The 20323-nt window shown below is 58.4% G+C and carries 15 protein-coding genes; 3 read left to right on the forward strand and 12 right to left on the reverse strand.

Annotation, left to right across the window (positions count from 1 at the left end; all coding sequences use genetic code 11):
* Window positions 1-1131, reverse strand: a complete 1131-nt coding sequence (locus tag ELR57_RS12760; RefSeq protein ID WP_126959465.1) for an ABC transporter substrate-binding protein — start codon at window positions 1129-1131, stop codon at window positions 1-3.
* 181 nt (window positions 1132-1312) lie between these two features.
* Here ELR57_RS12760 and ELR57_RS12765 point away from each other — a divergent pair, with 181 nt between their 5' ends.
* Both ELR57_RS12765 and ELR57_RS12770 read left to right on the forward strand, forming a co-directional pair.
* Window positions 1313-2203: a LysR family transcriptional regulator gene (locus ELR57_RS12765; RefSeq protein WP_126959466.1), complete on the forward strand. Its 891-nt coding sequence runs from the start codon at window positions 1313-1315 to the stop codon at window positions 2201-2203.
* 41 nt (window positions 2204-2244) lie between these two features.
* Window positions 2245-2829: an LOG family protein gene (locus ELR57_RS12770; protein WP_126959467.1), complete on the forward strand. Its 585-nt coding sequence runs from the start codon at window positions 2245-2247 to the stop codon at window positions 2827-2829.
* 182 nt (window positions 2830-3011) lie between these two features.
* Here ELR57_RS12770 and ELR57_RS12775 read toward each other — a convergent pair whose 3' ends face one another.
* Window positions 3012-4022, reverse strand: a complete 1011-nt coding sequence (locus ELR57_RS12775) for a glycoside hydrolase family 53 protein (protein WP_238162525.1) — start codon at window positions 4020-4022, stop codon at window positions 3012-3014.
* 186 nt (window positions 4023-4208) lie between these two features.
* Here ELR57_RS12775 and ELR57_RS12780 point away from each other — a divergent pair, with 186 nt between their 5' ends.
* Window positions 4209-4565, forward strand: a complete 357-nt coding sequence (locus ELR57_RS12780) for a hypothetical protein (RefSeq protein WP_126959469.1) — start codon at window positions 4209-4211, stop codon at window positions 4563-4565.
* A 447-nt stretch (window positions 4566-5012) separates the two neighbouring features.
* Here ELR57_RS12780 and ELR57_RS12785 read toward each other — a convergent pair whose 3' ends face one another.
* From ELR57_RS12785 to uvsE, 10 genes are all read right to left on the reverse strand, one after another.
* On the reverse strand, window positions 5013-8825 hold the full coding sequence (locus ELR57_RS12785; RefSeq protein ID WP_126959470.1) for a glycosyl hydrolase 53 family protein: 3813 nt from the start codon (window positions 8823-8825) through the stop codon (window positions 5013-5015).
* Between the two features lie 94 nt (window positions 8826-8919).
* Window positions 8920-9798, reverse strand: coding sequence for a carbohydrate ABC transporter permease (locus ELR57_RS12790; RefSeq protein ID WP_126959471.1), 879 nt, complete (start codon window positions 9796-9798; stop codon window positions 8920-8922).
* A gap of 13 nt (window positions 9799-9811) precedes the next feature.
* A complete protein-coding gene (locus ELR57_RS12795; RefSeq protein WP_126959472.1) occupies window positions 9812-10708 on the reverse strand; it encodes an ABC transporter permease in 897 nt (298 codons plus the stop codon).
* Window positions 10709-10887: 179 nt separating this feature from the next.
* Window positions 10888-12627: a type 2 periplasmic-binding domain-containing protein gene (locus tag ELR57_RS12800; protein ID WP_126959473.1), complete on the reverse strand. Its 1740-nt coding sequence runs from the start codon at window positions 12625-12627 to the stop codon at window positions 10888-10890.
* 135 nt (window positions 12628-12762) lie between these two features.
* Window positions 12763-14388, reverse strand: a complete 1626-nt coding sequence (locus ELR57_RS12805) for a response regulator (protein WP_126959474.1) — start codon at window positions 14386-14388, stop codon at window positions 12763-12765.
* Window positions 14385-16139 (reverse strand): sensor histidine kinase, encoded by a 1755-nt coding sequence (locus tag ELR57_RS12810; RefSeq protein ID WP_126959475.1) that lies wholly within the window; start codon window positions 16137-16139, stop codon window positions 14385-14387. The genes ELR57_RS12805 and ELR57_RS12810 overlap by 4 nt, the downstream gene beginning before the upstream one ends.
* 213 nt (window positions 16140-16352) lie before the next feature.
* A complete protein-coding gene (locus ELR57_RS12815; protein WP_238162513.1) occupies window positions 16353-16637 on the reverse strand; it encodes a hypothetical protein in 285 nt (94 codons plus the stop codon).
* A gap of 72 nt (window positions 16638-16709) precedes the next feature.
* A complete protein-coding gene (locus ELR57_RS12820) occupies window positions 16710-17549 on the reverse strand; it encodes an inositol monophosphatase family protein (protein ID WP_370452261.1) in 840 nt (279 codons plus the stop codon).
* An 87-nt stretch (window positions 17550-17636) separates the two neighbouring features.
* Window positions 17637-18464, reverse strand: coding sequence for a sulfite exporter TauE/SafE family protein (locus tag ELR57_RS12825; RefSeq protein ID WP_370452262.1), 828 nt, complete (start codon window positions 18462-18464; stop codon window positions 17637-17639).
* 854 nt (window positions 18465-19318) lie between these two features.
* Window positions 19319-20323, reverse strand: a complete 1005-nt coding sequence (uvsE, locus tag ELR57_RS12830) for a UV DNA damage repair endonuclease UvsE (protein ID WP_126959477.1) — start codon at window positions 20321-20323, stop codon at window positions 19319-19321.

Raw genomic sequence — 20323 nt, forward strand, 5'->3', positions numbered from 1 at the left:
TTATTTCACCGAGTTGTCGGCGAACCATTGCTTGATCTCGGCTTCATGCTCGGAGGCCCAAGGAGCATCCGCCGCGACCAGCTTGGCGTGCGGATCGCGGTCCGGCTTGGCGGTCGCGCCCTTCGCGCTCGGCTCGAAGTAGCTTTCTTCGCCCTCGTCGACAAGCTTCTGCTGCGTCGCCGGGTCAAGCAGGAAGTTGATGAACGCCTTCGCCGCGTCGGCGTGCTTGGAATCCTTCTGGATCGCGGCCACGCGAACCGAGGCGGGAGCCCCTTCTTCCGGCCAGACGATGCCGATCGGCTCGCCGCCGTTCTTGAGGGAGTAGGCATTGCTCTCCTGGAGAGCGGCTGCCTTGATCTCGCCCCCGGTCAGAGCGCTGGCGACATTCGGGTTCTTCGGATAGACGTGAGCGCCGTTCTTCAGCACGCTCTCGAAGTAGGACTTGCCGCCGTCCATGCCTTGATCTTGGAAGAACCAAGCGACGAACGGATAAGCCGGCGCTGCGACCGCAGGATCTGCCATGCCGATAACTCCCTTGAACTTCGGATCCGCGAGATCCTTCCAGCTCTTCGGAGCCGATGCTTCGTCGAATTCCTTCGTGTTATAGACGATAACGGATGCCGCATGCGCGCCCGTCGGATAGTAGGCTTGGTTAGCCGGCACGAACTGCTTCGCGAAGTCCGTCAGGTTCGCCGCGTTATCCGGGGTCCATCCTTCCAGCAGCTGACCGGACTTGCCGAGTCCTTCGATCGAAGGCATGGCGTCCATCCAGACGACGTCCCAGTGCGGATTGCCCTTCTCGGCCTCGATCCGGGACATGATCTCCGCTCCGTTGCCGGTTACGAGCTCGAGCTTGTACCCGGTTGCTTCCTCGAACATAGGCTTGATGATCTCGTCGAAGTCGTTCAGGTAGACCGTCAGCGTCTCGCCGTTGCCGTTAGAGGTAGAAGAACTAGCGCTCTCCGATGGGCTTGCCGCTTCCGAAGCCGGCGCCGATGCGGATACCGTCGGTTCCGGAGAAGCTGCCGCGTTCGAGTTCGAGCTGTTGTTCGAATTGCCGCATGCCGATGCTACCGCCGTCAGTCCGAGCAGCGCCGCGGCTGCCAGAATAGTCGTGTTCCGAGTGTTCATTGTGAACCTCCCCCATGTATTTGGATGACCTACATCCAATTTACCGGGGGATTGTCATTCGATTGTAATCGGGATGATAATTGTAAATTAAATAACTTCTATGGATATTGATAATTTCATCGATAGATTCTATATTGTGAAAAGTAGGCCCCGAGATAGGCGATACGATGGAGGAGTCACGATGAACGTGCAGCAATTGAGAGTGTTCGAGAAAACAGCGGCCTGCCGGACGATTACCGAGGCCGCGGCGGAGCTCGGCCTGAAGCAGCCGACGGTCAGCTTCCATCTGAAGAAGCTGGAGGAGACGTTCGGGGTCGAGCTGTTCCGCAAGCAGGCTGGCAGGCTCACGCTCACTCTCGCGGGAGAGGGCCTGCTTCCCTACGCGCGCAAAATCTCGACGCTCGTCGAGGAAGCCGAACAGCTCATGCGCGACTATAAGGAGCAGGGGCGGGGCAAGCTGCGGATCGGGGCGAGCTACACCCCCGCCACTTATTTTCTCCCCGCGTACCTCGCGGAGTTCCAGGAGCTTTACCCGCAGACGCTGCCTCTCTTGACGGTCAAGCAAGCCGGCGAGGTGCTTGGCATGCTCGCCGGCTACGAGATCGACGTGGCGGTCGTCTCCCTTCCCGACGAGCCCGTTCCCGGGCTGAATGTCGTTCGGCTTGCGAGCGACGAGCTGAAGCTCGTGCTCTCTCCCCGCCATCCGCTTGCCACTCGCCGATCGCTTACCGTGGAGGAGCTGCGGATGGAGCCGTTCCTCGTTCACGAGCCCGGCTCCACTTCGCGCGAGCTGGCGGAACGATGGGCCCGGAATAACGGCCTGCGTTGGAACATCCGCATGGAGCTCGGCTCCATCGAGACCATCAAAGAATCGGTCAAGCATGGCATCGGAATCGGCATCCTTCCCTATCGCAGCGTGATCAAAGAATCATCCGAAGGCTTGCTCGCGGTCCGGGACCTGCCCGGATCCATCCCGGCGCGCACGATCAGCCTCGCTTATCGGGAAGAGGATTCCCTCGTTCCCCAGGCTTCCCGGTTCATCGCTTTTATGCGAGCGAAGCTGGAGGTATAATCGAACTCTAAGACCAATCCAATCAACGGGAGGTTGACCAGATGAACAAAATCGCTGTCTTCTGCGGCTCCAGCATCGGAGCGTCGCCAGTCTACAAGGAGGCCGCTCAAGCGTTGGGAAGCGAACTCGCCCGCCGCGGGCTGTCGCTCGTCTACGGGGGATCCTGCGTCGGCCTCATGGGCGCTGTCGCGGACGCCGTCCTTGAAGGAGGAGGCCAAGTCATCGGCGTTCTGCCCGGCTTCCTTCAGCAGCGCGAGATCGCGCACAAGGGCCTCACCGAGCTCATCGTCGTCGACTCCATGCACGAGAGAAAAGCCAAAATGGCCGAGCTCGCCGACGGCTTCATCTCCCTGCCGGGCGGTCCCGGCACGATGGAAGAGTTCTTCGAGATCTTCACCTGGGCCCAGCTTGGCCTTCATAAGAAGCCTTGCGGCCTGCTCAACGTGAACGGGTACTACGATTCGCTCGCCTCTCTCTTCGACACCATGCTCTCGGAACAGTTCATGCAAGAGAAACATCGTCCTATCCTTCAGATCGACACCGCCCCGGGTTCGCTTCTCGACCGGTTCGCCGCCTATCAATCCCCGTCCGTTACCGTTTATATGAAGAACGAACAGCAGACCTGATCGTTCAGCCATGCTAAAGAACCATTATCCCTTCCGCTCAGAAGACGACACGGCTTAAGCTGCCTGCCGATTCTGAAACAAGGGGATAATGGTTTTTTGACCTTCATGCGGAGAGATCGAGCGCCCGATCCATGCTAGATTCGGTTACTAGTCTGGTTCCGTTTCGTTCAGACTAGTTCGCTTCAATTAAGGAATCCTTCCAGCGCGATCGTCGGCTTCATGTCGGCTTGCCAGGCGCCGAGGTTATAGCCGCTATTGTAGCCCGGCGTCGCTTCCGGTTCCCAATAGAAGACGCCAAGCCCCTTGCCGTTCGAGATGTTGCGCACCTTCGTCTTGATATCCGAGATGAAGCTTTTGGCGGTCGAAGGCGAGTTGTACGCCATTCCGATCTCGGAGATCATGATCGGCTTGCCGTAGGCGGAGATCAGGCTGTTCGCGTTGCTGATCGTCTGAGTCACCTTCGTCGACCAGTCGGACGTGCTCGGATAGAGAGACATTCCGATGATGTCGAAGGTCGCTCCTTGCGCCATCAGCCCGCCGATGTTCCAGGTGAAGAGCGAGCTGTCGTAGCCGTTCGACAGATGCACGATCGTCTTGGTCGAGCTGCTGATCGACTTGACCGCGTTGTTGCCCGTGTTGATGAGCCAAGCGTAATTCTGCATGCTGAGGGAAGCCTTGCCGTCATCCCATAACAGCCCGTTGTTCGTCTCGTTGCCGATCTGCACCCAATCCGGCGTCACGCCGTAGGATTGCATGGTCGTCATTACGTAGCGGGTCCAGTTCCATACGGCATCCATCAGTTGGGTGAACGTGTAGTTCGCCCATGCGGCCGGCTTCGTCTGCTTCCCGGGATCCGCCCAGGAATCGCTGTAATGGAGGGTCAGCATCACGCTGAGTCCCGCATTCTTCGCCCGTTGGGCGAGCGCCGCCGCGCGGTTCGCGTCCATGTAGCCGTTCGTGTAGCTGCTCGAAGGATTTACCCACACCCGAATGCGGACGGAGTTGATCTGGTAGTCGTTCTTCAGAATGTCGATGATGTCCCTCTGCACGCCGTTCTTGTCTTTCCACTTATAGCCCTGCGCCTCCATGCCGGGAACCCAACTGATGTCCGCCCCCTTCGCGAACGTCGGCGCCGCCACAGTAACCTGCGGTTGTGCCGTTTGGGTCCAGACTAGAGCCAATGCAAGCACCATAGCCAGCAATCCCGAAACGACTTTCTTGATCATCACGAATCCTCCCTTGAATTGATTTGCGCACAACGAGAAACGCTCGATCTCCAAGCACATTGTAAGCGCATTCTAATAGAGGGAATATGGCGCGATTGTAACCATTCTAATGTTTTGGCAAGGGAGGTTGGGGAAAAGGAAGGAGTTCGTCTGTTGGTGGAGACTAAGTCGAGTGCACACGTCTACTGGGAGGCGGAATTAGTCTCGGTGGAGACTAAGTCGAGTGCACACGTCGGTTGGGAGACGGAATTAGTCTCGGCGGAGACTAATTCGAGTGCACACGTCTGCTGGGAGGCGGAGTTAGTCTCGGCGGAGACTAAATCGAGTGCACACGTCTGCTGGGAAGCGGAATTAGTCTCGGTGGAGACTAACTCGGACGTGTTCGTCGGCCGGGAGGCGGAATTAGTCTCAGTGGAGACTAAGTCGGGGGTGCTCGTCGGCTTGGTGGCGGAATTAGTCTCGGTGGAGACTAATTCGAGTGCACACGTCTGCTGGGAGGCGGAGAGTTAGTTTCGGTGGAGACTAATTCGGGGGTATTCGTCGGCCGGGAGGCGGAATTAGTCTCGGTGGAGACTAATTCGGGTGCTCATGGTCACCCCATTGGGGGGGATTATAGCTACACTACATCTCGGCGTGCTAGCACCGTCTCGACGGACGAGATAGTGTCCTACGGCAACATCTCGGCGCTACAGCACCGCCTCGACGACCAAGATAGTGTCCTACGGCAACATCTCGGCGTATCGGCACCGTTTCGGTGGCGGAGATCGTGTCGTACGGTAACATCTCGGCGTGCTGGCACCGCTTCGGTGGCCGAGTTAGTGTCCTGCGGCAATATCTCGGCGCTCTAGCACTACCTCGACGGTGGAGATAGTGTCCTGCGGCAATATCTCGGCGCTCTAGCACCGCCGTAACAAACAAAAAGCGGCGAAGGGATCTCTCCCTTCGCCGCCTTCCGTATTACTTCGCCAGCTTAAGCAGGTTGGCGAGGAGCTGAGCCGCTTCCGCGCGAGTTGCGTGCCCTTGCGGAGCGAAGCGGTTGCCGCCTACGCCTTGGAGCAGCTTCCAGGCCACGGATGCTTGCACATACTTCGCCGCCCAAGCGGATACCTGCGACTCGTCGGCGAACACAGCCGCCGCGCCTCCCGTCGCCGCAGGCTCGCCGCCGCTCAGCAGCGCCGCTGCCTTCGAGGCCATGACCGCCATCTCCTCGCGGGTAATCTCCCCGCTCGGATCGAACAGCTGCCCGCCGCGCCCGGCCACGATGCCGTGCTCGGCGGCCGCCGCCACGTCCGCCGCATACCAGGCGGACGCGGGCACATCGGCGAAGCCGGATGCCGCAGGATCTCCGGCTTCAAGGCCAAGCGCCCTCGCCAGCAACGCGGCGAACTCGGCTCGGGTGATCGTGCGGCCCGGCTCGAACCGGTCCGCCGTTACTCCCTGCACGTATTGTTTGGCCGCCAGCGAGCGAATAGCCTCATAAGCCCAGTGCTTCTCCGGAACATCGACGAACGACTTGTCGATATCCAGCAACGCATAACGGCTAAAATGGCTCAGCTTAGCCGAATAGAATCCGTTCTCCCACTTGCCGCCGACGTACTCCGGCTCGTTCCGCGAATTCAGGTAGAAGATCCCCGCCGTAGAGGACGGCCGATCGGCCGTGACCCGAAGCTCGATCGGATCGGCAAACTCGCTCAGCTCCTGCACGCTGCCGCCGTCCTTCGAAACGATCGTCAGCTTGAAGTCATAGACGGAGCTCAGCCAGTCGATGTCCGCTCGAGACCCCAGTTGCGCTTGCAGCTCCTTCAACGAATTCGTATCCAACGGCTTCATCTGTACCGTGACGACGCCGTCCCCAGCCAGCTTGCCCTCCAGTTGCTTTAGAACGGAAGCCGGAAGAACGAGAGTCGCGCCTTCAGCCGTCAGCGTGAGCGAACGCCCATTCAACAATTGCGATACATTCGCCGGAAGCTGAATGAACGTAGTCCCCTCAGCCGCTTGGAACGTAACCGTCGCACCCGACCCGCTAAACGCGGTTGCCGGAACAGTCTCGAAGCCTGCCGGGAGCTGCGGTTCCGTCGTCTCCGTCGGTCCCGTACTTGTCGTTGTCGAAGAGGCTTTCGTCTTGAGAAGCGCTTCCGGCCCCGTCGAGGTCCAAATGGCGGCGTCATAGCTTGCTTCGACCTTGAAGCGGTAGGACGTGTTCGCCGCAAGACCGGTCACCGTGTACTCCGATGCCGTCCCCGCCACGGACGCGATCCGCTGTCCATCCTTATAAATCTTATAGCCCGCGATCTGCTCCGGATGGCTCGCTCCGCTCCAGCTCAGCTTGATCGAATTCGAAGTTGCCTGCGCCGCCTTAAGCTCTTTGGAAGCGCCCCATTCCGGCAGTTCAACATCGCGATAGAGTTCGAAGTTATCCACCCATCCCCACGCGCCCGGGGTACCGACTATGCTCAATCCAACCGTGATCGAGTTGTTCGCGACTTGAATCTCCGTGATGCTGCCGTCCTGCCATGCCTTCCAGCCGGCATTCACGATAGGTTCCGAGACGTATTCGTCCTCCCCGGTCATGGCAAACAGATGGATAGCATCGCCGCCGTCGCTTCCGGACACTTTGCTCTTGAGCACATAAGTGCCGTTCGGGATGTCCGTTAACTCTTGAGACAAAGTAAGCTCGAAGCTATCAGCCGAATAATAGTTGAACGCTCCCTTTCCCTTGTACGAGTCGCCTAGTGCCTGCTTCCCGCTCGCCGTTGAAGCCGTCCCTTCAACAGTCCAGCCCGTGTTGTCGCCCGTCTCGAAGCCGGGATTCACGAGTATATTCTGGTGCGGCGAGACGGTAACCGTCACCTGCGTCGAGAAGTCGGTTCCTTCCACCGCGCCCGTCAGCGTAAAGTCGCCCACGTTGGAAAGCGTATCTTCATCCAGCGGCTGCCAATCGACTGCTTGCGCGACGACAGATCCGTCGTTATGCAGCACGTCAACGGTCGCCGGGAGCTCCTCAGCCGCTTCTTCCACCGGCTTATTTACGCCGATCGTGACTCCTTCCGGAGCGTATGCGAACAATGCTTCGTCCGCCGGCAGATTATCCCTATCAAATTGGAAGGCGTCGAGAGAAGGAAGGGCATTGCCCTGGAAGTCGAACATCGCCTGGTTGTCCCAAGCATTGCCCTCGCCTTTCTTCCAGCCAGCCTGATAACCGCCTTCGCTGTCCTTCGGAACCGGGATCCAAGCCGGCTCCCAGTAGAACACGCCGAGGCCAAGACCGTCCGGTACGTGAGCCACCGTGTTCAACACTGTCTCCACTTCCGCCTTCTGTCCATCCACGGTTGCCGGGAATCCGGCCTCTTCCGCTGCGGTCTGCGTGAAGGAGTTGGCGAAACCGTCCCCGTCCTGCAGCGTGTAGCCGTACGAGTTCTCGGCGACGACCACCTGCTTGCCGTAGCGACTCGCCAAGCTGTCGAGATTCGTCTTAAGGTCTTGCGGCGTTCCATGCCAGAAAGGATAGTAGGACGCTCCGATGACGTCGAAGTCCACTCCTCTTGAAATGATGTTGTCGAAGAAATCCTGGAACTTGCCTTTGTTGCCGCCTTCCGCCAGATGGATCATGATCTTCGTCGTTTGCCCGTCAGGCGTCGTGTCCCGGACCGCTTGGATGCCGCTCTTCAGCAGTTCGGCGAGCTGATCGTAGTTGCTCGTCGATCCGTCCGGAAGCAGCATGCCGTTGTTGATCTCGTTGCCGATCTGCACCATGTCCGGATAGGCGCCTTCCTCCGCCAGTCCGTCGAGCGTATCCGCCGTGTAGTCGTATACGGCTTGCTTCAACCCCTCGTAGTCCAAATCAGCCCAAGCCGCCGGCTTAACCTGCTTGCCCGGGTCCGCCCAGAAGTCCGAATAGTGGAAGTCGAGCAGCAGCTTCAACCCCGCTTCCTTGACCCGCTTCGCCATCTCGATCGTATGGGCTAAATCATTATAGCCTCCCTGGCCTTGTTCGTCGGAGCCTCCGGCCTCCACCGGATTATTCCAGATCCGAAGCCGAATGTAGTTCACGCCATGGTCCTTCAGAATCTCCAGCAGATCCTTCTCCTGCCCATTATCGTAGTACTTCCCGCCGGCATCCTCGATCGATTGGAGCGTCGAGATGTCCGCGCCCTTGATGAACTCGTCGGGCACGACCGGCGTCTCGGATTCGTCTGCCTTATAGAACTCCACGTCGTCGAAGAAGCCCCAGTAGCCCCCGGCGACGTCAACGGAGAACCCGATCGTCGCTTGCCCGTTCGTCACTTCGATCGAGCCCACCGTGTATGGGGCGATCGTTCCCCAATTCGCGTTAACGATATCCGTCTTCAGCCGTTCGCCGCCAAAGCCGTCCGCGAACAGCTCGATCGGCCCGTTCCCGGCATTGCCGGATGCCCAAGCCTTGAGCACGTATTCCCCGTCGTCCAGTCCCGTGATCGTCTGCGTCAGCGTAAACTCGTAATCCGAGCCGCTCCAGAAGCTTGCCGAAGCAGCGCCGGAATGAACGTTGCCATTGCCGCTTCCCAAGCTGAGCGTCCCGGTCGGGCCGTTATAGTCCCAGCCGACGGGAATGCCGTCCTCGCTCAGCCCATTCTCGAATCCCGGATTGACGACCAGATTCGTCACTCCCGCAGCGTCCGCCTCCCTCGCCCCCGTGCCTAAAGCCGCCGCAGCCCCCGTTATCAGAAGAACTGCCGCCATGACAGCGCATACCATTTTCCGCCAAACGAATGATCTCTTCACTTGATCCACCTCTGCTCATCTCCCATTGACATCATCAATTGAAACGAAGAGGAGCTTGTACCTGCGAATCTGGACAAGCTCCCCGCGAATCCGAACGTCGCGCTTACTCCTTCACCGAGCCCATAACCAAGCCCTTCACGAAAAACCTCTGCAGGAACGGATACACGATCAGCACCGGAAGCGCGCCGATAAAAATCTGGGCCGCGTTAATCGTCTTCTGCGAGAGCAGCTCGAATTCGTACTTGGAGAAGCTCATCGAGCTGAAGTCCCGAGACACGATAACCGTCTGCAGGAAGGAAGCGAGCGGGTACTCCTCCTTGGAGCTTAGGTACAGAAGGCCGTCGAACCACGAATTCCAATGCCACACCATCGCGAACAGCCCAAGGGTCGCAAGCGCGGGCAGCGAGACCGGAAGATAGATTCGCCAGAGGATGCCGAAGTGGCCGGAACCGTCGATGAGCGCCGCCTCCTCCAATTCCCGGGGAACGCCGCGGAAAAAGTTCATGAGCAGGATGATCAGCCACACGTTCACGAGTCCCGGGATGACGAGCACCCAGAACGAGTCCATCAGGCGAATGTTCTGAATGACGATGTAGAAGGGAACGAGCCCCCCTTTGAAAATCATCGTGAACACGAACACCCAGGAGTAGATCGAGCGGCCGCGGAATTGCGCATTCTCCTTCGACAGCGGATATGCCGCCAGGCAAGCGACGGCCAGAATGCCCGCGGTGCCGAGGACCGTCCGCTTGACGGACACCCACAGCGAGTGCAGGAACACGGAATTATTGATCGTTTTCTCATAGGCGATCGTGGTGAAATCCACCGGCCAGAGGCCGACCAGGTTGCCGTCCGCCGCCGACTTCGCGCTGAACGAGACCGCCAGAACGTGGATAAGCGGAATGACGCACGCAAGCGCCGCGCAGATGAGGAAGACCGTGTTGAATACGTTGAAAATGCGATAAGGTACGGTTTTGCGATACATGGCTTCCTCCTCCTTAGAACACCCGATAGTTGGCCAGCTTGTAGGCGAGGCGGTACGAGATGACGATCAGGATCATGCTGACCAGCGACTTGAGCGTATCGACCGCCGTGGCGAAGCCGAACTGCCCGTCCACGATAGCCGTCCGGTAAACGAACGTCTCGATAATGTCCCCCTTGGACATGACCATCGAGTTGTAAAGATTAAAGATTTGGTCGAAGCCCGCGTCGAGGATTTTGCCCAGCGCCAGCGTCCCAACGACGATCGCCATCGGGATCAGCGAAGGAATCGTAATGAATCTCGTTTGAGCCCAGCGGCTTGCGCCATCCACCTCTGCCGCTTCGTAGAGAGAAGGATTGATGCCCGCCAGAGCGGCCAAGAACACGATCGTGTTGTACCCGAACTCCTTCCACACGTCCGAGACGACGACGGTGAAGCGGAACCAGTTGCCGTCGCCGAGGAAGAAGATCGGCTTGATCCCGAACATCCAGTGGAGCACGCGGTTCACGAAGCCGCCGTCCGACGAGAGGAATTCCACGAGGATGCCGCCGAGGATGACCCAGGAGAGAAAGTGCGGCAGGTACACCAGCGTTTGAATGGAACGGCTCAGGTATTTCTGACGGATCTCGTTTAAGAGAATCGCGAAAGCGAACGGCGTCAACAGATTAAAGACGATCTTGAACGACGCGATGAGGAGCGTGTTCCAGATCACCTGCATGCTGTCTTCTCTCTCGAACATCAGGCGGAAGTTGTCCAGGCCGATCCACGGGGAGCCGCTGATATGCAGCCACGGCTTGTAGTCCTGGAACGCCATTACGATCCCGCCGATCGGGATGTAGTTGAAGACGATAAGCAGCGCAAGAGCCGGCAGCAGCATGAGATGGAAGGGCCAGGTTCGTCTGAGATAGCGCATCTTGCAGCCTCCTAGGATGAGATAAGAAAATTATAGCAACGGCCTCCCAGGCTCCAGTAGAACTCAAAACCAACATTGATGGCACTATTGCAACTACTTATCGAGCAAAAACAGAAAACAGAAACGCCCCAAGCTCCTTCCTTGCGGAAGGGACTCGGGGCGTTCGCTGATCGCGCCTCTTACTTCTTCGTCGTCTGGTACCACTCGTTCACTTCTTGCGTCATCTTGTCGCCGCCGGCCGCCTTCCAGTCCGCTACGAACTTGTCGAAGGCCGAGGAGTCCTTCTTGCCGTAGATGATCTGGTTGAACGTCTCCAGCTCGATCTTCTTGAGATAATCCTGCTTGGACTTCATCGTCGGAGTCGCAGGACCCGTGAACATGTCGGTGAAGGAGATATTCGGCTGAGACAGCAGCACCTTGGCCGCCGCCGGCGTCTCCGGACCGTAGTTGTTCTTGACTTCCTTCTCCAAGCGCGACGTCGCTTCCTTGCCGTCGGCCAGGTTCATCAGCGCCTTCATCTGCGCGTCCGGAATCCGGGCTCCGTCCTTCACGAGCCAGTAGCGGTTGATGTTGACGTCGCCGCCGGGGATCTGGTCGATGTAGAGCGGATTGCCGCTTGCGTCCAGATCGTAGTCGTAGCCCTTGAACACGCCGACATCCCACTGGCTTCCCGGCGCCGGATCGGCCAGGTTCTCGAACAGGTAGTTCTGGTAGGTGAACAGAGCTTCCGGATGCTTGAAGTCCTTGTTGATCAGAGTGACGCCGCTGGTGAAGTTCGTTCCGTGGCGTCCCGCCTTCCCATCCGGTCCGGTCGGAATCGCGTACGGCTTCCAGACGGCCGTCGGCACGTTCTTCGCGGTGTCCAGCAGCGGCCAGCCGCTCATCCAGTAAGGGCCGGGGATGATGCCCGCCGTGCCCGCGACCGCCGGCTCGGCCGTCTTGTTCTCGTCCCATAATGCCGCTTCGCTTGGAATGTAGCCCTTGTCACGCCATTCCTTCAGCTTCTCCAGAGCCTGCTTGGACCCCGAATTGATGGAGCCCCACTCCAGATTGCCGTCCGCTCCGACGTTCCACTGCCCCGGAATCGTGCCGTAGGCGCCGAATACCCACGACGGATCGCCCATCCACGTATTCATCGTCATCTTGAAGCCGATCGACAGCGGGGTAACTTTATCCGGCTTCAAGCCGTCCGGGTTGTTGTTCTTGAACGCATCCATGATCTTCTCCAGGTCGTCCATCGTCTTCGGCCCTTCGAGTTGGAGCTTGTCGAGCCAGTCTTGGCGAATCCATAGCAGGTAGTCATGGTTGTAGGCATAATCCAGAACCGGAATGCCGATCTTCTTGCCGTCGCGGATATACGGGTTCCATACGTTCGGATCCAGCTCCATGGCGGCCTTCCACTTGTCGCTTGCGTATTCGTCGAACAGGGAGCCGACCTCGCGGTAGGCGCCCGTGTCGATCAGGTCCTGCGCCAGCTGGTCGTAATCCCCGCCGGTCCCGATCGTCACGACGTCCGGGAGCTTCTGGTTGGATGACATCGCAAGGCGCATCTTGGTGACGAACGCGTTGTTGGAGTCCGTTACCGACCAGAGCGAGTCGATCTTGATGCCGAGCGTATCGAGAGCCCACTTGGTCGCCACGTTATTCTCGATCGTCTCTCCGTTCTTGAATTTCAGGGCGGGATCGACTCCCCATACGGTGGTTATCGTAACAGGCGGATCGTACTTTTCCTTATACGGGCTCTCCGATGCGGCCGGAGCCGGCTCCGACGCGGAGGCGGAAGGACTGTTCGAAGCGGATGAGCTCGAAGAATCCGATGGGCTCGCGTTGTCGTTGCTGCCGGAGCAAGCCGATAGCCCCGCTGCAGCCAGCAAGAGTGCCGCAGCCGAGAGCAAGCTTTTTTGCGCGGTCGCTTTCATGTTTTTCCCCCTATGGTTGGTTTGGCTTTCCTAAGGCTAATTATAGGGATAGCTCTCGGGGGAACCTATGACACGAATAGAAGATTTCTGCACCTTTGTCAACCAATGCAACCGCTTCATTGGGATCGGAACGCGTTAATCCCGGTACTCGTTCGGCGTCATTCCGTACTGCTTCTTGAACATCTTGCTGAAATATTGGGGATTCTGATAGCCCAGCTCCGTCGTAATCTCGTAGATTTTCTTGTTCGTGTGCTTGAGCAGATAGAGAGCCTTCTCCATGCGAATCCGAATGATATAATCGCCCAAGCTCTCGCCCGTCTCGTTCTTGTAGACCTTGGACAGATAGACCGGGTGCAGGTAGACCTTCTCCGCGATCGTCTTCACCGAGATGTCCATTCCGATCTCTCGAGTCACCAGCTCCTGCACCTGCTTGATCAGATGGCCGCGCGCGTATGGATCCGTATCGGACAAGCTCAGCTTCAGCTTCTCCAACAGGTCGAGCGACCAACGCCGCATGCGATCCGGAGACAGAATAAGACTCTGGTCGACCCGGGTGTCGAACCCTTCCGCATAAATCTCTTCCGCCAGCGCTCCTTGGCGATGCGCCAGATACAAGTAAGCGTTCGTCATGCTCAGGTAAACCTCGTAGAGATGCTCCCGGGTCACGGATGCCTTCTCCAGCTCCAGGAAGCCGAACACCTCGTCGATCTTCTCCCGGGCTCCGTCCCACTGCTTCGACTCCAGCAGATGGATCAAGGTAGGGGGACGATAGAGCGACTCGATCGAGCGGACCGCGGATCGTTCGGAAGGGTAGTCTTCTTGGAAAAGGACGGAGGTCTCCGGAGTCCCGCCATGCCTGAACAGCGTACCGAGCGCGTTCCGGTAGGCGTCGGCCAGCCCTTCCGGGAACAGGAACCAAGGGGACAGGACGATGGACAGGTCGCCTTTCAGGTACGTTCGAACCTGCTTGCCGACCTGCGCGGCCAGCCTCCCCATCTCTTCTCGAAGCGGGCGAACCGCTCCGCCAAGAGGACCGTCCGGGTTCACGGAGACGAGCAGCACCAGGCAATCATGCGGCGCCTTGCTGGACCAGACCCGATAGCTGTCGCCCATGACCTCCTGCGCAATATTGCCGACGGCATATTCCATCAGCGACAAAGAGTGCTTGTCATATTCATCGAAGCGGCCTCCAAGACGAACAAGCATCATCAATGCAGGGGCATCGGGAGCAAGAGGAATCTCGTATTGGCGCAGCTTGTCCGCGATCGCGAGGCGGGACATCGCCCGTCCGAGCAGCAGGTCGCTCATCAGCCGCTCCTTCAGCACTCCTTCATCCGACTTGCGGTCGTACAGCAGTTTGCGGTAGCGATCCGCCGCCTTCCACTCGTCCTGCAAGGAGTCGATCTCGGCCAGCAGGCTCTTCATGAACTCCTCGTCGTCCACCGGCTTCAGGATATAATCCGCCACCTGAAGCTGAATCGCCTTCTTCGCATAATCGAAGTCGGAATGGCCGGTCAGCAGCAGGCGGCGAACATGAGGCCATCTCTCGGCCGTCAGCTCGGCCAGCTCCAATCCGTCCATCTCCGGCATGCGGATATCCGTCACCAGAATATCCACGGCCTGCGATTCCATGATCTCGATCGCTTCCATCGCGGAAGCGGCCGTATAGACGCTCCGGACGTTCAGCGAATCCCAAGGAATCGTTTTCTTCAAACTCTCCGTCACATAGGACTCGTCATCGACAAGCAGAATCTCGATCATGCCGTTCCCTCCATTTCCTTCGTCGTCCTTCCCGGCCAGAAGAGAGTCACCTGCAAGCCTCCTTGCTCCGAGCTCTCGATCTTCATCCCGGCCTCTTCCCCATAGCGAAGCAGCAACCTCTGGTTCACGTTCCAAAGGCCGCAGCCCATGCTCTCGTCCATCGGCCGCGTCAGCTTCTCCCGAAGCGAGCGCATCGCCGCCTCGGTCATTCCCTTGCCGTTATCCTCGACCCGGATCCGCACGAACCCGTCTTCTTCGGCGACCGTCAGCCGAATCGAAGCCTCCCCCGCCTTGCCCTCGACTCCGTGCAGCACGGCGTTCTCGACAAGCGGCTGGATCAGCAGCGGCGGTATCTCGATATGCCTAAGCCAGGATGGCAGATCGACCGTAAAGCTGAGCCGGCTCATTCGCAGGTGCAGGATCTCCAAGTAGCTCGTTACGAAATCCAGTTCCTCGGACAGCTTCACGTAATCTCGTTCCTGCCTGGTCGTATAGCGGTAATAGCTTGCTAGATTCTGCGACATGGCAACGATCGCCTTGTAATTCTCCAGCTTCGCCATGCTGGATATGAAGGAGAAGCAATTATAGAAGAAGTGCGGATTGATCTGGGATTGCAGCTGCTTGAGGCGCGCCTCCCGCACATGGATTTTCTCCATGTAGACCTTGTCGAACAGCTCCTGAATCTGCGACACCATCGAATTGAAGCGCATGAACACGTAGCTGAATTCCCCGTTGCCCTTCGGCACAAGGCGGACGGAGTAGTCCTCCTGCTTCAGCCGCTGGAAGCTCTGCACGAGCTTCTTCATCGGTATCTGCACCTGGGCATAGAGCAAGTAGGCAAGAACGACGCCCATGACGAGCAGCGAAGCCACCGCGAAGTAGAAAAGCACGTTCGACTTCACGATCGGCCCTACCACGTCGGAATAAGGAATAAAGTCGATCAGGTACCAGCCGGTCGTCTCCGACCACTTCGTATTGACAAGGTACTTCACGCCTTCGAGCGAAAGCGTCTGGTTGCTGGCTTGCATCAGACTCCCGCCCTCCAGCTTCTGCACCAGCTCCTTCGCCAGCGTTCGATCGGCCGTGCTGTTGTAGATAAGGCCGACCCCTTCCTTGTAGAAGAAAGGATCGCGGCGGCTGTCGCTCTTGAAGTTGTCCAGCATGCCGACGATGTTGTTGCTGCGGAAACGAACCTCGATAATGAGATTCGCGTTATCCGGGTCCCTGAAGGCGCTGAAGGGAGAGGCGGTCAGCAATGAAAACTCATACTCGCCTTCCGTTCCTGAGCTTAGAGGCTTCACCTGCCAACCCGGCTTCATCCTCGATTTCAGTTCAGCCACGTCGTACTTGACCGCGTCCGTATCCGTGATCACCCGTTCCCAATGAGGGGAATAGATGTAGAGCGAGCTTTTCCAATTGATCGAGCTTTGTTGGGTGCTGAGCTTCTGCTGAATCCGCTTGACCAATGTTATCGCTTCCAAATCCAGATACGGACCGTCCGGGGACGGCGAGTCTCTCAGCTCGGAGATATCGGGGTCATGGATCAGCAGATTGGGCCACAACGAGATAGAATCGATGTTCGCGTTCACTTGGGATTGGAAAAAATCCAGCTGGCTCGTGTTCGACTTGTTCAGCTCGTCCCTCAGAACCTCCGTGCTCGTGCGGTTGGACATATAATAGAGGCCGGCGATCGGGATCAGCATCGCGATCAGGATGATGACGATCTTCCGGAACAGATTGATCCTAGGCATGCGAAGACCCCTCTCTATCGGCCGGCGGCCGTTGTGCCAATAGACAGCAAAGGAGTCGTCCTCTCGTAGAGAACGACTCCTTCCGTGTCGTCAACCTTCATTGTATAAAAGAATGTAGGTTTGCAACAGTGGCATTTTCGCAAGATTTATGCACTTTTGGAAAAGTCGGCGCCATCATTGGGTTGTTATCCGACCCGCTGGGCCATTGGCAGCCTACTTGCCTTCATCTCCGTACCGCCCGTCGACTTCCTTGGCCATTCGGCGGTACAGCGCGGTCTCTTCGGCGACGGGGTCTCTCTCGGTCTGAATGCGAACCTCCCAGCGCGGCGACAGCTTCGCCACCGCCTCCTCTTCCGCATTCCGATCCTCCAGCCCGCCTTCCGTCAGCAGGCTGGCCAGCTCGCGCTCCGCATCCGACGCCGCAAGCTCTTCCTTTTCCTCCGTCTCGGACTTCCGATGTCCAAGCAATGGCTCATGCTCATCCTTCTGCCTGTCCAAATTGTCCGCCTCCTTCCGGTCCTAGGATGGTCGATCTTCCCTAGGATCATGTACGGCAGCCGGAAGCGGCCGTTAGGCCTTCTCCAGCGCGGCCCTCAGTTCGTCGTGGATAAGCCCGTTGCTCGCCAGCACGTCGCGCACTCCCAGATGATAAGGCTCGCCCGACTGGTCGCTCACGACGCCGCCCGCTTCCTCGATCAGAAGCGCGCCGGCGGCCAGATCCCAGGAATTCAGCCCGATCTCCCAGAAGCCGCTAAGCCGGCCCGCCGCTACGTACGCCATATGAAGCGCGGCCGATCCGGCGACCCTCAGGTTGCGCACTTGCGGCGCAAGAGCTTGAATCTGCTTCAGATTGCGAGGCAGCGAAGCCTCATGATCCGCGGGAAGTCCCGTCGCCACCAGGCTCTGCCGCAGCGCCGGCTCCTTCGATACGCTCATGCGCTTGCCGTGAACGTACGCTCCCTTGCCTCTCTCGGCAACGAACAGCTCGTCTCTCGAAGGATCATAGACCACGCCAACGATCACCTGTCCGCGATAGGCGAGCGCGATCGATACCGAGAAGAACGGGAACCCGTGCACATAGTTGGTCGTGCCGTCGATCGGGTCGACGATCCACAGGTATTCCGCGTCGCTCATCCGCTCCAGCGCCTGGGCGGACGCTTCCGGCCCGGGCTCGACTCCCTCTTCGCCGAGGAAGGAATGGGTTGGAAAATGAGTCCCGATCAAGTTGCGGATCAGCCGTTCCGATCCCTTGTCCACTTCCGTCACGAGGTCGTGCATCGAGTATTTGAGATCCGGCTCCGCGAACCGCCCCATGCGGCTCTTGATCCATTCACCCGCCTTCGATGCGCAGTTGACCGCGACGGCGGTGAAGCTTTTGCTGCCGATTATCGTTTCCTTCTCCTCCATCATCATCCCACTTTCTTAATTTATATAGTAAATTCGTTATCGGATAAGTGCCGGATTGCGCCGTTCCTGTTATTCTACGTATTGCGCCGCTTAATGTTCCGAGAGATTCCCGGACCCTTCGTAGATCAAGTAGATTGCCGTCACCAGCAAGGTCGCCCTGAGAAGCCACATCAGCTGCTTGCCGGTCAGCCTCGAAGCGATGATCGCTCCCAGCCTTCCGCCGATCAAAGCCCCGGGAACGAGCGCGAGGAAAATCCATCCGTCCACGTTGCCGTTCCAGAGATGAACCCCGCTTCCCAGAACGGAAGAGAGCAGAATGACGAACATGGACGTCGCCGTCGCGACATGGGGAGGAAAACCAAACAGAATCACCATCAAAGGCACGAAGAGGGAGCCCCCGCCGATTCCGAACAGTCCCGATGCCAAGCCGACGCAAGCTCCGATCGTCAGCGCCAAGGCCAAGCTGTAGCCGTATTCGTATGTATGGCCCGTCCCGTCCGTGAACGTCCGGCGGATCGGCCATTGCTTCCGGATCGGCTTCATTCTCTCCCGCGCCAGCATAAGCCCGAACATCGCGAGCATGAACAGGCCGAAGGCCAGCTGGAAAGGGCCTTCCGGGATCAGGTTCGTGACCTGCGCTCCCGCCATAGATGCGATTCCGCTCGTGGCGAAGAAAAGCCAGCCCGTTCCCCAATCCACTTTCTTCTGTTTCTTGTAGGTCCAGGTCGACGTCAACGCCGTGAAGATCAGAACGGCGAGCGATGTACCGACAGCCGTCTGCGAGGAGATCTCTTCGCCGAACAAGGCAGGACCTAGGAGCAGAAGGCATGGAACGATGACGATCCCCCCGCCGAAGCCGACGATGCTTCCGAAGATCGCCGAAGCGGCTCCGATCAGCATAAGAACAAGCCAAGCCACTATCCCATCACATTCCTTTTATCATCAAGCTTCTCGGCTGCGGTTCGCTTCAATTGTAGCAGATCGGGAAGGGCGATGCGCCCCTGATCTTGTGAAAATCTTCTATTATTCGGCGTAAATCCCCTGCTCGAGGACCGGGGGCGACCGAGTTAGTCTCAGGCGAGACTAATTCCCTTAATCGCGGACTGCGCGCGACCGAGTTAGTCTCAGGCGAGACTAATTCCTCCGTTCGGAGTCTGCGTGCGACCGAATTAGTCACATTCGAGACTAATTCCCCTAATCGCGGACTGCGTGCGACCGAATTAGTCTCAGGCGAGACTAATTCTCCCACTCGGGGGCTTCGTGCAAGCGAGTTAGTCTCAGGCGAGACTAATTCCCCTAATCGCGGACTGCGCGCGACCGAGTTAGTCTCAGGCGAGACTAATTCTCCCACTCGGGGGCTTCGTGCAAGCGAGTTAGTCTCAGGCGAGACTAATTCCCCCTCTCGGGGGCTTCGTGCGACCGAATTAGTCTCATTCGAGACTAATTCCCCTAATCGCGGACTGCGTGCGACCGAATTAGTCTCATTCGAGACTAATTCCCCTAATCGCGGACTGCGCGCGACCGAGTTAGTCTCAGGCGAGACTAACTCCTCCGCTCGGAGGCTGCGTGCGACCGAATTAGTCTCAGGCGAGACTAATTCTCCCACTCGGGGGCTTCGTGCAACCGAGTTAGTCTCAGGCGAGACTAATTCCCCTAATCGCGGACTGCGCGCGACCGAATTAGTCTCAGGCGAGACTAATTCTCCTGCTCGGGGGCTTCGTGCAAGCGAGTTAGTCTCAGGCGAGACTAATTCCCCGCGCGGGGTTGTTTTCTTACCCACCTGCGATCTCGATGCTGGCGCCGTCCAACACCCGTACGGGGCCGCCTTTCCGTTCCGTCTCCCTCAGATCCTCCATGAGCTTTAGCAGCGCATCGTCTTTCTTTTTAGCCTCGATCATGACATCCAGAGCCGGCGTCTCATCCGATACGGCCAGCAGGAAGCGGAGCAGCGGCTCAAGCTCTACGTAATCGGCATGCCCTCTCGGGTCGCTAGCGCTCTTCGGGCTGGACACATGAATCTTCGGCGGAAGGCTCTTCTCACCGGCTTGCTCGGGGCTGAAACGACTCCATGTCCGGACGATTCGCGGCCATAACGACTCGGGCGATTCGCCGGCATTGTTCACCTGATGATGATGAATATCGAGTACCATCGGCGCTCCAGCCTCCTCGCTGATGGCTAGGGTCTCCGCGGCATTGAACGTCTTATCGTCGTTCTCCAGGGTGATCCGCCGACGGATCCGCTCCGGCATCGAGGCGAAGTTGGCCAGAAATCTTTTCCCCGCCGAATCTTTGTCTCCGTAGCTTCCCCCTACATGAATGTTGCACAGAGCACGTTCGTCCAGCCCCATCAGCTCCAGCATTCGCACATGGTGCTCGAGGTCGATGACCGACTTGACCAGCACCTCCTCGCGAGGCGTGCTCAGCACGGTGAAGTGATCCGGGTGGAACGAGAGCCTCATTCCGTTCTCCTTCGCGAATTCTCCCACTTCCGCGAAAGCCGGTGCGAGCGTCTCGTAAGGGGACCAATCCGCCAACGCCTCATGGGTAGCCAGCGGGATCAGCTTGGAAGTCAGGCGATACACCTTCACTCCCATGTATTTGCAATGCTTGAGCAGCCGGAGAGTGTTGCGGAGGTTCTCCTCGGAGATCCGCTCCAAACGACGAAGCCCCGCCTCGCGGTCGTCGAGTTTGGCGAAACTCGCCATCGTCATCGTCCGGGACGGGGATGCGTTCTCTAGCTGGGTTGACATGGCGACGAAGCCGAAGCGTACGATCAT

Origin of the sequence: Cohnella sp. AR92 (assembly GCF_003990975.1) — a bacterium.
Lineage (GTDB): Bacteria > Bacillota > Bacilli > Paenibacillales > Paenibacillaceae > Cohnella.

What these genes read in the sequence shown, in the direction of transcription:
- ELR57_RS12800 (WP_126959473.1), bottom strand. Translation starts at nt 12,627, where the DNA reads ATGAAAGCGACCGCGCAAAAAAGCTTGCTCTCGGCTGCGGCACTCTTG.
- ELR57_RS12760 (WP_126959465.1), bottom strand. Translation starts at nt 1,131, where the DNA reads ATGAACACTCGGAACACGACTATTCTGGCAGCCGCGGCGCTGCTCGGA.
- ELR57_RS12770 (WP_126959467.1), top strand. Translation starts at nt 2,245, where the DNA reads ATGAACAAAATCGCTGTCTTCTGCGGCTCCAGCATCGGAGCGTCGCCA.
- ELR57_RS12775 (WP_238162525.1), bottom strand. Translation starts at nt 4,022, where the DNA reads ATGGTGCTTGCATTGGCTCTAGTCTGGACCCAAACGGCACAACCGCAG.
- uvsE (WP_126959477.1), bottom strand. Translation starts at nt 20,323, where the DNA reads ATGATCGTACGCTTCGGCTTCGTCGCCATGTCAACCCAGCTAGAGAAC.
- ELR57_RS12820 (WP_370452261.1), bottom strand. Translation starts at nt 17,549, where the DNA reads ATGATGGAGGAGAAGGAAACGATAATCGGCAGCAAAAGCTTCACCGCC.
- ELR57_RS12805 (WP_126959474.1), bottom strand. Translation starts at nt 14,388, where the DNA reads ATGATCGAGATTCTGCTTGTCGATGACGAGTCCTATGTGACGGAGAGT.
- ELR57_RS12765 (WP_126959466.1), top strand. Translation starts at nt 1,313, where the DNA reads ATGAACGTGCAGCAATTGAGAGTGTTCGAGAAAACAGCGGCCTGCCGG.
- ELR57_RS12810 (WP_126959475.1), bottom strand. Translation starts at nt 16,139, where the DNA reads ATGCCTAGGATCAATCTGTTCCGGAAGATCGTCATCATCCTGATCGCG.
- ELR57_RS12795 (WP_126959472.1), bottom strand. Translation starts at nt 10,708, where the DNA reads ATGCGCTATCTCAGACGAACCTGGCCCTTCCATCTCATGCTGCTGCCG.
- ELR57_RS12790 (WP_126959471.1), bottom strand. Translation starts at nt 9,798, where the DNA reads ATGTATCGCAAAACCGTACCTTATCGCATTTTCAACGTATTCAACACG.